The sequence below is a fragment of the Sphingomonas sp. LR55 genome (assembly GCF_036856015.1).
GTDB lineage: Bacteria > Pseudomonadota > Alphaproteobacteria > Sphingomonadales > Sphingomonadaceae > Sphingomonas.
In genome coordinates this window covers 537,997-552,673 of sequence record NZ_JASPFO010000001.1, presented here as the reverse complement: position 1 = coordinate 552,673, position 14,677 = coordinate 537,997, and the positions used below count along the sequence as shown (strand labels likewise).

14 protein-coding genes, 1 tRNA gene and 1 pseudogene are annotated in these 14,677 nt (G+C 65.9%); 4 read left to right on the top strand and 12 right to left on the bottom strand.

What is annotated here, in order from left to right:
* Positions 1-41: 41 nt before the first annotated feature.
* A complete protein-coding gene (mfd, locus tag QP181_RS02760) occupies positions 42-3,512 on the top strand; it encodes a transcription-repair coupling factor (RefSeq protein ID WP_333927505.1) in 3,471 nt (1,156 codons plus the stop codon).
* Positions 3,513-3,679: 167 nt separating this feature from the next.
* On the opposite strand, the gene QP181_RS02755 is transcribed toward mfd, so the two are convergent.
* From QP181_RS02755 to QP181_RS02740, 4 genes and pseudogenes are all read right to left on the bottom strand, one after another.
* Positions 3,680-4,306, bottom strand: coding sequence for a CC0125/CC1285 family lipoprotein (locus tag QP181_RS02755; RefSeq protein WP_132738454.1), 627 nt, complete (start codon positions 4,304-4,306; stop codon positions 3,680-3,682).
* Between the two features lie 123 nt (positions 4,307-4,429).
* Entirely contained in the window at positions 4,430-4,846 is a 417-nt protein-coding gene (locus QP181_RS02750) for a secondary thiamine-phosphate synthase enzyme YjbQ (protein WP_333927504.1), read from the bottom strand.
* A gap of 86 nt (positions 4,847-4,932) precedes the next feature.
* A tRNA-Gln gene (locus tag QP181_RS02745) sits at positions 4,933-5,007 on the bottom strand.
* A 52-nt stretch (positions 5,008-5,059) separates the two neighbouring features.
* Positions 5,060-6,167: pseudogene (locus tag QP181_RS02740) on the bottom strand (branched-chain amino acid aminotransferase).
* A 120-nt stretch (positions 6,168-6,287) separates the two neighbouring features.
* Between QP181_RS02740 and QP181_RS02735 the strand changes: the two are divergent.
* Positions 6,288-6,713, top strand: a complete 426-nt coding sequence (locus tag QP181_RS02735; RefSeq protein WP_333927503.1) for a MarR family transcriptional regulator — start codon at positions 6,288-6,290, stop codon at positions 6,711-6,713.
* 407 nt (positions 6,714-7,120) lie between these two features.
* On the opposite strand, the gene QP181_RS02730 is transcribed toward QP181_RS02735, so the two are convergent.
* From QP181_RS02730 to QP181_RS02710, 5 genes are all read right to left on the bottom strand, one after another.
* Positions 7,121-7,915 (bottom strand): pyrroline-5-carboxylate reductase family protein, encoded by a 795-nt coding sequence (locus QP181_RS02730; protein ID WP_443027510.1) that lies wholly within the window; start codon positions 7,913-7,915, stop codon positions 7,121-7,123.
* 2 nt (positions 7,916-7,917) lie between these two features.
* Entirely contained in the window at positions 7,918-8,424 is a 507-nt protein-coding gene (locus tag QP181_RS02725) for a type III secretion system chaperone family protein (protein WP_443027509.1), read from the bottom strand.
* A gap of 97 nt (positions 8,425-8,521) precedes the next feature.
* On the bottom strand, positions 8,522-8,821 hold the full coding sequence (locus QP181_RS02720; RefSeq protein WP_333927500.1) for an accessory factor UbiK family protein: 300 nt from the start codon (positions 8,819-8,821) through the stop codon (positions 8,522-8,524).
* A 28-nt stretch (positions 8,822-8,849) separates the two neighbouring features.
* The gene (locus tag QP181_RS02715; RefSeq protein ID WP_431358244.1) at positions 8,850-9,368 is read right to left on the bottom strand and encodes a TspO/MBR family protein; all 519 of its coding nucleotides are present in this window, start codon (positions 9,366-9,368) and stop codon (positions 8,850-8,852) included.
* Positions 9,369-9,611: 243 nt separating this feature from the next.
* Positions 9,612-10,385 carry a TlyA family RNA methyltransferase gene (locus tag QP181_RS02710; protein WP_333927499.1) on the bottom strand — a complete coding sequence of 258 codons (774 nt, stop codon included), beginning with the start codon at positions 10,383-10,385 and terminating at the stop codon, positions 9,612-9,614.
* A gap of 200 nt (positions 10,386-10,585) precedes the next feature.
* On the opposite strand from QP181_RS02710, the gene QP181_RS02705 reads away from it, so the two are divergent.
* Positions 10,586-11,257 (top strand): RBBP9/YdeN family alpha/beta hydrolase, encoded by a 672-nt coding sequence (locus QP181_RS02705; protein WP_333927498.1) that lies wholly within the window; start codon positions 10,586-10,588, stop codon positions 11,255-11,257.
* 161 nt (positions 11,258-11,418) lie between these two features.
* Here the strand turns inward: QP181_RS02705 and QP181_RS02700 are convergent, their stop codons facing one another.
* Both QP181_RS02700 and dxs read right to left on the bottom strand, forming a co-directional pair.
* Positions 11,419-11,586 (bottom strand): hypothetical protein, encoded by a 168-nt coding sequence (locus tag QP181_RS02700; RefSeq protein WP_192145085.1) that lies wholly within the window; start codon positions 11,584-11,586, stop codon positions 11,419-11,421.
* The gene (dxs, locus tag QP181_RS02695; RefSeq protein WP_333927497.1) at positions 11,583-13,505 is read right to left on the bottom strand and encodes a 1-deoxy-D-xylulose-5-phosphate synthase; all 1,923 of its coding nucleotides are present in this window, start codon (positions 13,503-13,505) and stop codon (positions 11,583-11,585) included. The genes QP181_RS02700 and dxs overlap by 4 nt, the downstream gene beginning before the upstream one ends.
* A 92-nt stretch (positions 13,506-13,597) precedes the next feature.
* On the opposite strand from dxs, the gene QP181_RS02690 reads away from it, so the two are divergent.
* A complete protein-coding gene (locus QP181_RS02690; RefSeq protein ID WP_333927496.1) occupies positions 13,598-14,134 on the top strand; it encodes a GNAT family N-acetyltransferase in 537 nt (178 codons plus the stop codon).
* A gap of 36 nt (positions 14,135-14,170) precedes the next feature.
* Here QP181_RS02690 and QP181_RS02685 read toward each other — a convergent pair whose 3' ends face one another.
* Positions 14,171-14,638 carry a Fur family transcriptional regulator gene (locus tag QP181_RS02685; protein WP_333927495.1) on the bottom strand — a complete coding sequence of 156 codons (468 nt, stop codon included), beginning with the start codon at positions 14,636-14,638 and terminating at the stop codon, positions 14,171-14,173.
* Positions 14,639-14,677 lie beyond the last annotated feature (39 nt).

The following is a 14,677-nucleotide window of genomic DNA, read 5'->3' as shown; positions in this document are numbered from 1 at the left end:
CCCAACCCTCTCCCCGACGGGGAGAGGGCTTTAGGAAACCAATGCCAGATCTCAAGACGATCCTTTCCGCGACGAGCCCGCTGATCCTCTCCGGCGTGCCGTCCGGCTTCCAGCCTTCGCTGCTCGCCGACCTCGCACGCGCTGCGAAGACCCGCGCGGTGTTCATCGCGCCGGACGATGCGGCGATGCGCGCGGTCGCCTCGACCGCGGCGTATTTCGCGCCCGATCTCGAAGTGCTGAGCTTCCCGGCCTGGGACTGCCTCCCATACGACCGCGCCTCGCCGACGCTGCGCATCATGGCCGAGCGTGTCGCCGCGCTCCAACGACTCCAGGGCAAGCCGAAGGGCCCGCAGCTCCTGCTGACCACCGTCAACGCCGCGACTCAGCGCGTCCTCACCCCGTTCCGCATCCGCCAGCTCGTCGCGCGGCTTGCGCCCGGCGAACGGATCGGCCGCGACAAGCTCGCCATGCTGCTCCAGGCGAACGGCTATGTCCGCACCGACACCGTCCACGACCAGGGCGAATATGCGGTCCGCGGCGGGATCGTCGATCTCTATCCCTCGGGCGAAGACCACGCGCTGCGCCTCGATTTCTTCGGCGACGAGATCGAGAGTGTGCGCACGTTCGACGCGGCCGACCAGCGCACCACCGGCCGGATCGACGGCTTCGTCCTGCTCCCCGCCTCCGAAGCGCTGCTTGACGAAGACTCGATCAAGCGTTTCCGCACCCGCTACCGCGACGCGTTCGGCGCGACCGCAACCGGCGATCCGATGTACCAAGCGATCTCCGAAGGCCGGCGGATCGCGGGCATGGAGCATTGGCTGCCGCTGTTCGAGGAGAAGATGGCGACGCTGTTCGACCATCTCGGTGCCGACGACGTGGTGGTGCGCGACAACGGCGTCGCCGCGGCGGTGGAAAGCCGGCTCGAATCGATCGCGGACTATTACGAGAACCGCAAGCGCGCCGAGGCCGCCCAGCCCGGCAGCTACCGGCCGATGCCAGCCAAGGCGCTCTATCTCGACGCGCAGGAATGGTCCGGCGGCGTCGAGGCGTTCGCCGCGCACATCACCTCGCCGTTCCACGAGCCGCCGAGCGACACCGTGCTCGACTTCGACGTCGAAGGCCCGCGCGATTTCGGCCCCGAGCGCGCGGCGCAAGCGAACATCTACGAGGCCGTCGCGGATCACGTCGAGAAGCTCCGGAAACAGGGTCGCAGGCCGATCCTCGCGAGCTACTCGATCGGCGCACGTGAACGCCTGGGGAGCCTCCTCGCCGACCACGGCATGAAGGGGGGCAAGCACGCCGAGACTTGGCAGGAGGCGCTCGGCGTAGCTGACACCGCCAAGAGCTTCGGCGTAGCTCTTATCGTCCTCCCGCTAGACCACGGATTCACCGCACCGGGGATCGCGGTGCTCACCGAGCAGGACATGCTCGGCGACCGACTCGTCCACCGCAAGAAGCGCAAGAAGTCCGCCGACGCGTTCCTCGCCGAACTGGCCACGCTGACGCCGGGTGATCTGGTCGTCCACACCGAGCACGGCATCGGGCGGTACGAGGGCCTGACCTCAATTCCCGTAGGCCAGAGCCCGCATGATTGCGTCGCGCTGAGCTATGCCGGCGGCGACAAGCTCTACGTGCCGGTCGAGAATATCGACGTCCTCTCGCGCTACGGCTCGTCCGAGGAGGGCGCGACGCTCGACCGTCTCGGCGGCGAAGGCTGGCAGCGCCGCAAGTCGAAGATGAAGGAGCGGATCCGGGAGATCGCCGGCGAACTCATCGCGACCGCCGCCGAACGCGCGCTGCATCCGGGCGACGTGCTCGAACCCGATGCGAGCGGCTACCCCAGCTTCGTCGACCGCTTCCCGTACGAGGAAACCGAGGACCAGGACCGCGCGATCGAGGACGTGCTGGGCGATCTTGCCGCGGGCAAGCCGATGGACCGGTTGGTGGTCGGCGACGTCGGTTTCGGCAAGACCGAAGTCGCGCTGCGGGCGGCGTTCGTCGCGGCGATGGGCGGCAAGCAGGTCGCGATCGTCTGCCCGACGACGCTGCTCGCGCGCCAGCACTACAACAACTTCGTCGCCCGCTTCGAAGGCTTCCCGATGAACATGGGCCGCCTGTCGCGCCTCGTCACCGCGAGCGAGGCGAAGGCGACCAAGGAGGGGCTGGCGAACGGCACGATCGACGTCGTCATCGGCACGCATGCGCTGCTGGCGAAGAACATCGACTTCAAGCGGCTCGGGCTGGTGGTGGTCGACGAGGAGCAGCGCTTCGGCGTCACGCACAAGGAGCGGCTGAAGGCGCTGCGGGCGGACGTCCACATGCTGACGCTGACCGCAACGCCGATCCCGCGCACACTCCAGATGGCGATGTCGGGGATCCGCGAGCTGTCGGTGATCCAGACCCCGCCGGTCGATCGCCTCGCGGTGCGGACCTACATCATGCCGTTCGATCCGGTCGTGCTGCGCGAGGCGCTGCTGCGCGAGCATTACCGTGGCGGGCAGAGCTTCGTCGTCACCCCGCGCGTTGCGGACCTACCCGAGATCGAGGATTTCCTGCGCGAACAGGTCCCCGAGATCCGCTTCGTCGTAGCGCACGGCCAGATGTCGCCGACCGAGGTCGAGGAGCGCATGTCGGCGTTCTACGACAAGAAGTTCGAGGTGCTCGTCTCGACCACGATCATCGAGAGCGGGATCGATATCGCCTCCGCCAACACGATGATCGTCCACCGCGCCGACCGCTTCGGCCTCGCCCAGCTGTACCAGCTGCGCGGGCGTGTCGGACGGTCGAAGACGCGCGCCTATGCGTATTTGGTTACCCCGCCCGAGCGGCAGATGACGGTGACGGCGGAGAAGCGGCTGAAGGTGTTGTCCGATCTCGATTCGCTGGGGGCGGGCTTCCAGCTTGCCAGCCACGATCTGGATATCCGCGGCGCGGGCAACATGCTCGGCGACGAGCAGACCGGGCATATCAAGGAGGTCGGGTTCGAGCTCTACCAGGCGATGCTGGAGGAGGCGATCATGGACGCCAAGGCCGGCGGAATGACCTCGTCGCGGCCGCGCGATTTCTCGCCGCAGATCACCGTGGATGCGCCGATCCTCATCCCCGAGGACTACGTGCCCGATCTCGACCTGCGGATGGGTCTGTATCGCCGTCTCAACGATCTCGACGAGGGCCAGGAGATCGAGGCGTTCGCCGCCGAGATGATCGACCGGTTCGGTCCGCTGCCGGATGCGACCGAGAATTTGATCAAGGTCATCGAGATCAAGCTGAACGCGAAACGCGCCTGCGTGTCGAAGATCGATGTCGGGCCGAAGGGCGTGCTGGTATCGTTCCACGACGACAAGCCGCCGAACATCGACAAGCTGCTGGCGTATGTCGAGCGGCTGAACGGCGTCGCGCGGTTGCGGCCGGACAGCAAGCTGGTGCTGCAACGGGCTTGGGGCGATCCGAAGGCTCGGCTGCACGGGGCGCTTCAATTGTCGAAGGGACTGGCGAAGGCCGCATCTTAAGCCCTCTCCCCTCTGGGGAGAGAGTTGGGTGAGGGGCGCCGCGAGCGCTGCCCTTTACAATAACCCCTCACCCCGGCCCTCTCCCCGCAGGGGAGAGGAAGCAGCGTAACAAAAAGGCCGGACTACCCTGGGGTAGCCCGGCCTTTCTGGCATCTCGAAGGTAACGCTTATTTCGGCAGCACGACACTCGGCCCGATGCTGTCCACAACCTTCCGCGCATCGAACGCCCGAATGTTGTCGCGCGGGATCGGGCCCTTGCGCATCACGATCTCCGCGGTCGCCTCATAGCGATCGATCGTACGGATATCGAAGTCGTTGCCCCATGGGCCGCCACCGAACCCGCCATAGCCGCCACCGAAACCACCGCCGAAGCCGCCATACGGGCTCCAGTTGCGCCAGCCGAACCCACGACCATAATAGCGCCACGACGGACCCCAATAGCCGCCGAAGCCGCCATAGCCGAACCCGCCACCGATCCCCGGCGTCGAGTAGGTCCGCGACTGGAGGTTGGTGTCGCGGTCGGCCATCAGGTAGTAATCATAGCCGTTCTGCAACGTCAGCTCGGCGGCGCGGAAGAAGAGGTACCGCTCGACGGTATCGCGCGACGTAACGCTATTGCCGGCGAAGCTGACGAGGAAGCGACCCGGTTCGACCTGGCGGTCGCTATAGCCGGTGCGGCTGAACCCCTGCCCCGTTGCGGGCCGATAAGTGGTCTCGGTCGCGCATCCGGCCAACAGCAGCGTGCCCGTTGCGAGCGCTGCGAGTGCGACCTTGCGACCCTGTGTCTTGAACATGGTGTCGTCTCCGTTCGCGGCGAATGCGGCGAAACGCCGCTTATTAGCCGTCAGTGGTGGAACGGTTGATGAACGACATCGCTCCAATGCGCCACCGGCCTGACGCATTTTTCATGATCTGCGTCAGTCGCCGATGACGTGAAGCGCGAGTGTGCGCCGATGCGGGCGGCGGCGGTGTTCGAACAGGTAGATGCCCTGCCACGTCCCAAGCGCGAGTCGCCCGTCGATCAGCGGGATCGAGAGTTGGACCTGCGTGAGCGCCGTGCGCAAGTGTGCGGGCATATCGTCCGGCCCCTCGTCGTCGTGGAGATACTCACGCGACTCCGGCGCGATCCGCGCAAAATACGCTTCGAGATCGGTGCGAACCTCGGGCGCCGCGTTTTCCTGGATGAGGAGCGAGGCGGAGGTGTGGCGGCAGAATACCGTCAGCAGACCTTCCGCCATCCGCTGATCGCGCACCCATCGCTCGATAGGGTCGGTGACGTCGACAAGGCCCTGACGGCGGGTGTCGATGGTGAGCGATGTGGTGGCTTGGCGCATGCGATACCGAACGATCGACCGGGTGGGTTGCTCCAGCAGTCGAGCAAGGATCGGCTCGAATACGAAGATTGGTCGGGAACCGAGACTGGCTGGGGCGGCAGGGTTCGAACCTGCGCATGGCGGCATCAAAAGCCGCTGCCTTACCACTTGGCGACGCCCCAACAGAGGCGGCCTTATAGCGGGGCGGCGGCGTCTGAAAAGCCCCCGCGGACGTCAATCCGCGAGATGGTGCAGCCAGTTGTTGTCGTCGGGTGCGGTGCCGCGCTGGATCGACACCAGCGCGTCGCGCATCCGCATCGTCAAAGCCCCCGGGCCACCGCTGCCGATCGTGAAGCGACCCTCGGGACTCGCCACCGTACCGATCGGCGTCACCACCGCGGCCGTGCCGCACGCGAACGCCTCGACCAGCCGGCCGCTCGCCGCATCGGCGCGCCACTGGTCGATCGTGTAACCCTCTTCGCGGACCTCGATACCCTGCGCCCGCGCCAGCGTCAGGATCGAGTCGCGCGTGATCCCGGGGAGGATCGTGCCGGTCAGCGCGGGCGTCGCCATGCTGCCGTCGTCGAACACGAAGAAGATGTTCATGCCGCCGAGTTCCTCGACCCAGCGACGCTCGGCCGCGTCGAGGAAGACGACCTGATCGCAGCCGTTGCGGATCGCCTCGGACTGCGCGAGCAGGCTGGCTGCGTAGTTGCCGCCGCACTTGGCCGCGCCGGTGCCGCCCTGCGCGGCGCGCGTATATTGCTGGCTCACCCAGATCGATACCGTCGGGGCGCCGCCCTTGAAATACGCGCCGACCGACGAGGCGAGCACCATGTACAGGTATTCGGCGGACGGCTTCACGCCGAGGAACACTTCGGACGCGAACATGAACGGGCGTAGGTACAACGCGCCGCCATCGCTCTCCGGAATCCAGTTCGCGTCGGTCTTGACGAGCCGCTCGACCGATTCGAGGAACAGCTCCTCGGGCAATTCGGGCATCGCGAGGCGTCGCGCCGAATCCTGGAAGCGGCGCGCGTTCGCCTCGGGACGGAACAGCGCGGTGCCGCCATCGGCGAGCCGATACGCCTTCATCCCCTCGAAGATCTCCTGCGCGTAATGCAGCACCGACGATGCGGGATCGATCGTGAGCGGCGCGCGCGGTGATGCGGGCGTCATGCCAGCCCTCGGTCTCGCTATAGCGGATCATCGCCATGTGATCGGTGAAGACGCGCCCGAAACCGGGGTCGATCAGCCGTTTCGCGCGCTCGTTCGCCTCGACCGGAGTCGCATTCGGTTCATGCCGAAAGGCGGAGGGCGACGTAAAAGCTGGAGCGGACATCGAATTCTCTCTCAAGGCGGGTTGCCGACGACTACGGGCGATGGCTAAACCGGTCAACATGTCTGCCACAGCTTCGCCTGCCTCACCCTGTTCCTTCGCGAACCCGAGCTCCGCCGTGGCATGGAGCTGCTGTACTTCGGCTACAGCCACCTGACGCGATCGATCGACGAGGGGCTCGCGCAGGAAGGCTTGGGACGCGCGCATCATCGTGCGCTGTATTTCATTGCGCGCAAACCCGACATGACGGTGAGCGAATTGCTGTCGTTGCTGGCGATCACAAAACAGTCGCTCGGGCGCGTGCTGAACGAACTGGCCGACCGCAAGCTGGTCGAGACCCGGCCAGGCGAGCGCGATCGGCGGCAGCGGTTGCTAAGGCTGACGCCGGAAGGCTCGATCATGGAGCGAGAGCTGTTCGAGGCGGCGCGGGTACAGATGTCGGCGGCGTATGCGAGTGCGGGACAGAGCGCGGTGTCGGGCTTCTGGGCGGTTCTCGAGGGCCTGGTGCCGGAGAGCGAGCGGTCGCAGGTGATCGGGCTGCGCGGGTAAGCGCACGAGCGCGGAGTGCTGATGCCTGAAGCGCGTTGCGTGCCGGAATGTTGCTCGATACCCGATGCCTGCCGGACCAAAGTCTGATGCACGCCTTACTGAGACTTGCCCGACTGATGACTGCCTGACTGTCAGCTGCTGCCGCCGCCACTGCTCTTCACCCCGCATCCAGTCTTGCCCACTCCTCAACCGTCATCCCAGCGAAAGCTGGGATCTCATGGTTTGGCAGATGTCGCGAGCCACGCTGGGATACCCCAGCTTTCGCTGGGGTGACGGGATAGGGGCGGAGTGACGGGTAAGGTTAGAATGACGCGGTTAGGTTAGAATGACGGGGTAAGGTTGGAATGGCACGGCAAGGTTCGGATAGCGACTGAAGCTGGAGTGACGACCCGCCTACCCTCCACGGCCTAGCGCGCGGCGGCCGCCATTTCAGCGTTGCGGCGTTCGGAGGCGGCTAGCGTTTCCTTTAGCAACGTTACCAGAGCATCGTTGCGGTCGAGGACGTTCAGGCCTTCGCGGGTCGATCCGCCGGGGCTCGCCACGCGGTCCGCGAGCACGGCGGGTGACACGTCAGCATCGGCAGCCATGATCGCCGAGCCCTCTAGCATGGCGATCGCCAAGCGCGCGGCTTGGTCAGCCGGCAGCCCCAACGCTGCGCCTGCCTTGGCGAGTGCGTCGGCGAAGCGGAACACGAAGCCGGGGCCGCAGCCTGCGAGCGCGGTTACCGCATCGAAATGCGCTTCGTCGGCGATCCATTCGTAATGGCCGAGGGGGGCAGCGAAGGCTTCGGCCGCGGCAATCGGTTCGCTGGGAGCGTAGAGCGACGTCACGCCCTTGCCGATCGCGACCGGGAGGTTGGGCATGGCGCGGACGATCATCTCAGCCGCGAACCGCGCCGAAAGTGCAGCATGATCGACCCCAGCGAGGATCGACAACAGCAGCGTCGGTGCGCCCTTCATCGGTGCCAGCAACGCCTGCGCAGCCTCGATCTGCTGCGGCTTGAGCGCGAGCATCAGCGTGGCAGGAGCCTCTTCGTGGGGCAGCGCGATCAGCGAGCGGACACCCTCGGGGACACCCTTCCCGCTCCGCGTGATCACCGTCACGGTCGCCGGATCAAGCCCCGCGGCGATCCAGCGGCGCAGCATCGCGCCGCCCATGTTGCCGCAACCGATCAGCCACAGCGGGCCTTCGGGGAAACTCACGCTCACGCCTCGCCGTGCGTTTCGATCAGCGCCGCAGCGATTGCCTCCTTGGGACTCTTGCCGCCCCACAACACGAACTGGAACACGGGGTAGAAACGCTCGCATTCCTCGATCGCCGATTCGACCAGCAGTTCGGCGGCGTCCAGCGACATTGTCCCTTCATCGCCACCGTCGACCATCGCCGCATGCCGGAACAGCAATATGCCGCTCGACGACCACAGTTCGAAATGGCCGATCCAGAGCTGTTCGTTGACCAGCCCGATCGTCTCATAGACCGCCTGGCGCCGCTCGTCGGGCACCTTGATGTCGGGAAAAGCGAGGAATTGCAGCACGCTATCGTCTTCGCGCCACAACGCGCGGAGTTCGTACGTCGTCCAGCTACCCTTTACGGTCGCAACGATCTCATCCTCATGACGCTCGTGCTCCCAGCCATGCGCGGCATAGTAGCTCTCGAGCATGTCGATCGGGGCGGCGTCTTCGTGGTCGTGGTCTACTTGCTCGAGCATCATAGGGTCCTGGCGGTCCTTATCGCACGACAAAGGGTGCCGAGGCAAAAACGCCACGGCAACCCCATCGAATCCGTTTCTGCGGAAAACTGTGGAAAAGTCAGTCGACCGCCGCCTCGTATGACGCCCCGGACGGCGCATTTACTGTGGATTGCGCGGCGAACTTGGCCTCGAGCGCATCGAGCCTCGCCTTGAGCACGTCGTTTTCGTCGCGGGCTGCGGCGGCCATTGCCTTGACCGCATCGAACTCTTCGCGGCTGACGAAATCGAGCCCGCCAAGCCATTCGCGGGCACGCTCGCGCACGCCCGAACCGGCTTCGCGTCCGACGCCCGCAAGCGTACCGGCCGCACCGTTCAAGACCTTGACGATATCGTCGAACACGCGGTTTTCGGACTGCATTGCTTCAAATTCCCGTAAGATCAGTTCGTCACAGCATTTGGGACGTATGGCTGGCGGGTGCAAGTGTCTCGGCGCCGGGGTTCAACTGCCCGATGCTGAACGCGAGCACGCCGGCAAAGCTGATCCAGACCATATACGGCACCATCAGCCAAGCCGCGGCGGGCCGTATCCGCGCGAAGACGAAGGTCGCGGCGATCGACAAGGCGAGCATCGCGACGATCACCAGCACCGATGCGCCGATCCTGTGCGCGCCGAAGAACATCGGTGTCCAGGCGAGGTTGAACGCGAACTGCCCGACGAACAGCGCAACCGCGAGCCCGCGCAACCGAGCCCCACGCGCGTTCAGGATCATCGCTAGCGCAAGCCCGATCAGAATATAGAGCGTCGTCCAGACTACGGGGAAGACCCAGCCCGGCGGGTTCAGCGCAGGCTTGGCGAGGGCCATGTACCACGCATTGTCGCTACCGACGCTGACCGAGCGACCGGAGAGAAAACCGAGCAACAGGATCAGGGGCACGGTCACGACCGCCCAGCGGAGGAACGACATCCTCAACTGGCCCTTCGAAGCGATACCGCCCACACAAATCCTTCCGTCTCTACGCGCGCTCGTCCTGGCGCGCATTTTGCGATCGGTAAACCGTGCGTTGGCGAGAATCGTTCCGCTAGTGGTTCATTCCGGCACGGTGAGTGGCGGTTAGGCACGCATCAACACCGTCCTCCGTCATCCTGGCGAAAGTCAGGACCCAGAGCCAAGTAGGATCGCCCTCGGTATCCTGGGTCCTGACTTTCGTCAGGATGACGGGAGAGTTTGGGTCGGCTCTGGAGAACCACCGCCGTGCAAGGCGGCGATCAGGAATTCGACATTGCCTTCGGGGCCGGTGATCGGGCTCTCGACCACGCCCTCGACATGCCATCCCTGCCCGGTCAGCCATGCCGCGACCTGGTCGCAGACGCGCTGGTGGATCGCGGAATCGCGGACGACGCCGCCCTTTCCCACTTCCTCGCGGCCCGCCTCGAACTGCGGCTTCACCAGCGCCATCAATCGTGCGTCGGGCTTGGCGAAGCTCATCGGCCGTTCGAGGACCTTGGCGAGCCCGATGAAGCTCGCGTCGCACACGATCAGGTCGATCGGTTCGGGAATATGCGCGGGCGTGAGGATACGCGCGCTGGTCTGCTCGTGGACTATGACGCGGTCGTCCTGGCGGAGCGGCCAGGCGAGTTGGTTGGTGCCGCTGTCGACCGCGTACACGCGCGCCACGCCGTTCTTCAGCATGACGTCGGTGAAGCCGCCCGTCGAAGAGCCTACGTCGATCGCGACCGCGTCGGTCACGTCCCAGCCGAAATGCGCGAGGCCGTGCGCGAGCTTGATCCCGCCGCGCGAGACCCAGGGATGATCGCGTCCGCGAACGTCGAGCACGACGTCGTCGGGGAGCGTCTGACCGGGCTTGTCGACCTTCTTGGTCCCCGCGAACACGAGGCCTGCCATGATCAGCGCCTGCGCGCGCGTCCGCGACTCGACGAGGCCTCTGTCGACCAGCATCTGGTCTGCGCGTAACTTTGCCATGCGCCCGCCTATCGCCCCCAGATCCGATCGCCGCAAGCTGCCTTCCTTTCGCCGCAATGCTATTGCCTACCTATCAAGTAGGATTACGTTGAGGCTTGGGAAGCGTGATCAGCCGGCGTCCCCTAGAGCGTCCTCCCGGTCACGCTTTCCACCCCGAAACGGGCCACCCCGAAACGGGGCCTTGGAGAAGGAGAAGCGCTGTGGGTAGTTTCGCACTGTATGATTCCGTCCAGCCGACCATCCTGACCGTGCCGGGTCTCGGCGGTTCCGGCCCCTCGCATTGGCAGACGCTGTGGGAGGACGCCCGCCCCGACACGGTGCGCGTCGAACTCGGCATGTGGAACACCCCGCACCGCAACGCCTGGGTGACCCGACTCGACGAGGCGATCCGCCGCGCGGATGCACCGGTGATCCTCGCCGCGCACAGCCTCGGGTGCCTCGCGGTCGCATGGTGGGCCGAACTCAGCCCGCAGCCCTACGGATGGCCAGTGGCGGGCGCGTTGCTGGTGGCGCCGGCGGATGTCGATCGGGGCGGTGCGCAGGCGGAGTTGAAAGGCTTTTCGCCGACGCCGCGCACGCCCTTGCCGTTCCCGTCGATCGTGGTGGCGAGCAGCGACGACCCCTGGATCACGCCGCAGCGCGCGCACAGCATGGCGGCCGACTGGGGCAGCCACTTCGTCGACGCCGGCCCGCAGGGGCATCTGAATGCTGCAAGCGGCATCGGATGGTGGCGCGAGGGGCAGGATCTGCTGGAGCGGGTGATCGCGGCGAGTGGCGATGGCCGGGGGCAGGCGCTGCCGCCAAGCAAGGCGCGGTCGATCCTTGCGGTGAGCGCGACCGATGCAGCGCAGACGCATTATCTGGGCGGGTGACTTATCTGGGAGGGTGACGCCCCCCACAAACGATACACCACCCCGGCGAAGGCCGGGGCCCAGTTGGGAAACGTCGCTAACTGCGCGCAATCCACCGTTACTGCGACCTCTCCAACTGGGCCCCGGCCTCCGCCGGGGTGGTGCCTGCCGACAAAGCCAGCTTAAGAAATCCGCGAACCGTCCTCATCAAACAGCTCGGGATTGGCCGCCTGCTCAGCCTTCGCCGCCGCCAGGCCACCGCGCATCCGCCGCCACATCGCAATGTTCAACGACACCATCACGACCACCGCCAGCGCGATGATCACGAGACCCTTGGTCGGCCCGGTCATGCGCGCGCTTCGGCGACCCCGCCCGAATTGTGGCGGAGCGCCTTGAGCACGGTATCCACCAGCGCAGTCGCGTCGAGCCCGGCTTCGGCATACTGGACTTCGGGCTTGTCCTGATCCTGGTAGACATCAGGCAGGCGCAGCGTGCGGAGCTTGAGCCCGCCATCGATCAGCCCTTCGTCCGACGCCATCGTCAGGACATGCGCGCCGAAGCCACCGACCGAATTCTCCTCAATCGTCACAGCAACTTCGTGCGTGGTCAGCAGCTTGCGGATCAGGTCGACATCGAGCGGCTTGGCGAAGCGGAGATCGGCGACCGTGGTCGACAGGCCCTTGGCCTCGAGGATCTCGGCGGCCTTGAGCGCTTCTTCGAGACGGGTGCCGAGCGACAGGATCGCGACGGTCTTGCCCTCCCGCACGATGCGACCCTTGCCGATTTCCAGCAATTCCGGGGTCTCGGGAAGCGCAACGCCGGTGCCGTTGCCGCGCGGATACCGCACCGCGATCGGCCCGGTGTCGTACTGCGCCGCGGTGTGCGTCATGTGAACGAGTTCGGCCTCGTCCGCCGCCGCCATCACGACGAAGTTCGGGAGCGTCGCGAGGTAGGTGACGTCGAACGACCCGGCATGCGTCGCACCGTCCGCGCCGACGAGCCCCGCGCGGTCGATCGCGAAACGGACCGGCAAGTTCTGGATCGCCACGTCGTGCACGACCTGGTCGTACGCACGCTGAAGGAACGTCGAGTAGATCGCGCAGAACGGCCGCATCCCCTGCGCGGCAAGACCGGCGGCAAAAGTGACACCGTGTTGTTCGGCGATGCCGACGTCGAAGAACCGGTCGGGATATGCTTTGGCGAACGCGTCGAGGCCGGTGCCCGACGGCATCGCCGCGGTGATCGCACAGATCCGGTCGTCCTTGGCGGCCTCTGCGACGAGCTGCGCGCCGAACACGTTCTGGTATTGCGGCGGTCCCGGTGGCGCCTTGGTCTGGATGCCCGAGATCACGTCGAACTTCTGGACGCCGTGATACTTGTCCGCAGCGGCCTCAGCGGGGGCATAGCCCTTGCCCTTCTTGGTGACGACGTGGACGAGGATCGGGCCTTCCTCGGCATCGCGGACGTTCTCGAGCACCGGGATCAGGTGTTCGAGGTTATGCCCGTCGATCGGGCCGACATAATAGAAACCGAGTTCCTCGAACAGCGTGCCGCCCATCGTCATGCCGCGCGCGAACTCGTCGGTCTTGCGCATGCCGCTGGCGATCGGCCGTGGCAACCGCTTGGCAAGCTTCCGGGCCAGATCGCGAAAGCCGAGGAACTCGCGACTCGACACGATCCGACTAAGATACGCCGACAGCCCACCGACCGGCGGGGCGATCGACATGTCGTTGTCGTTGAGGATCACGACCAGGCGGTTGCCCGCCTGCGCGGCGTTGTTCATCGCCTCGTACGCCATGCCCGCCGACATCGCGCCATCGCCGATCACCGCGATGCCCTTGCCGGGCGTGCCCGCGATCTTGTTGGCAATCGCAAAGCCCAGCGCCGCCGAGATCGACGTCGAGGAATGTGCCGCGCCGAACGGGTCGTATTCACTCTCGCTGCGCTTGGTGAAGCCGCTTAGCCCGCCGCCCTGGCGCAGCGTCCGAATCCGGTCGCGACGCCCCGTAAGGATCTTGTGCGGATAGCATTGGTGACCAACGTCCCAAACCAGCCGGTCGCGCGGGGTGTCGAACACGTAATGGATCGCGGTCGTCAGTTCGACCACGCCGAGGCCCGAGCCGAGATGCCCGCCGGTGGTGCCGACCGCGGAAATCGTCTCGGTCCGCAGTTCGTCGGCGAGCTGGCGGAGCTGGTCCGGGCGCAGCTTGCGGAGGTCTTCGGGCGTCGAAACGGTATCGAGCAGCGGTGTCGAGGGAAGGTCGGCCATCGGACGGGCTTAATGCAGCGCGCGTATCGTGTCGATTGTTACCGTGTCTTGACGTAGCATTCGCGCTGAAATCGCTCGGGAAGTGCACAATTATGAACTTTACGCACCGTGTTGCCGTCGCGGCGGATATCCCGGCGATCTCGGCGCTGATGGCGCGGGCGATCAGCGCGTTGCAGCGGGATTTCCTCACGCCGGCGCAGGTCGAGGCAAGCCGTGCGGTGATGGGGCTTGATACGCAGTTGATCGCGGACGGGACGTATCTGCTGGTCGAGGTGGAAGGACGGCTGGCCGGGTGTGGCGGGTGGAGTCGGCGGGCGACGCTGTACGGTGGCGATCACAGTACGGCGTTGCGGGATGCGGCGTTGCTCGACCCGGCGCGCGACGCGGCGCGGATCCGGGCGATGTATACCGATCCGGATTTTACGCGGCAGGGTGTCGGGCGGTTGGTGCTGTCGGTTTGCGAAGCGGCTGCGCGCGACGCGAGGTTTGCGCGGGCGGAGATGATGGCGACGCTGGCGGGGGAGCCACTGTACCGGGCTTGCGGGTATCTGCCGATCGAGCGGATCGAGACGTCGGGAGATGTGCCGGTGCCGATGATCCGGATGGGGAAGGATCTGGGTAGAACCTGATCCTCCCCCTGGCGGGGGAGGATTGAGTGGTCGGGGTTACTTCGCCTCGCACTCCGCGCAGCGACCGCGGACTTCGATCACCGGGCGTACGGGAGAGAAGCCGGCCGCCTCAGCCGCGTTGCGGACGCCCTTGGTGATGGTGTCGTTATCGAGATGCGTCGTCTGGCCGCACGAGTCGCAGACCAGGAAGATGCAGTCGTGCAGGCAATCGGGATGCGCGTTGGCGACGTACGCGTTGGCGCTCTCGACACGCCGTGCGAGGTTCGCGCCGACGAACAGGTCTAGGATGCGATACACGCTATTCGCGGCGACGCGGCGGCCTTCGGATTTCGAGACGGCTTCGGCGATGTCGTAGGCAGACGCCGGCTTCTCGAAGCTGGCCAGCGCCGCGAACACGCTGGCGCGCATCGTGGTCCACTGTTCGCCAGCCTTTTCGAGTGTCGATTGTGCTGCGACGGTGAGGTCGGCGCCTTGCGGTTCGGTGTGGGTGTGAGCGTGCGCCATGCTGGATGAAGTAGGATGCCGGAGGGGTTCCAGCAACCC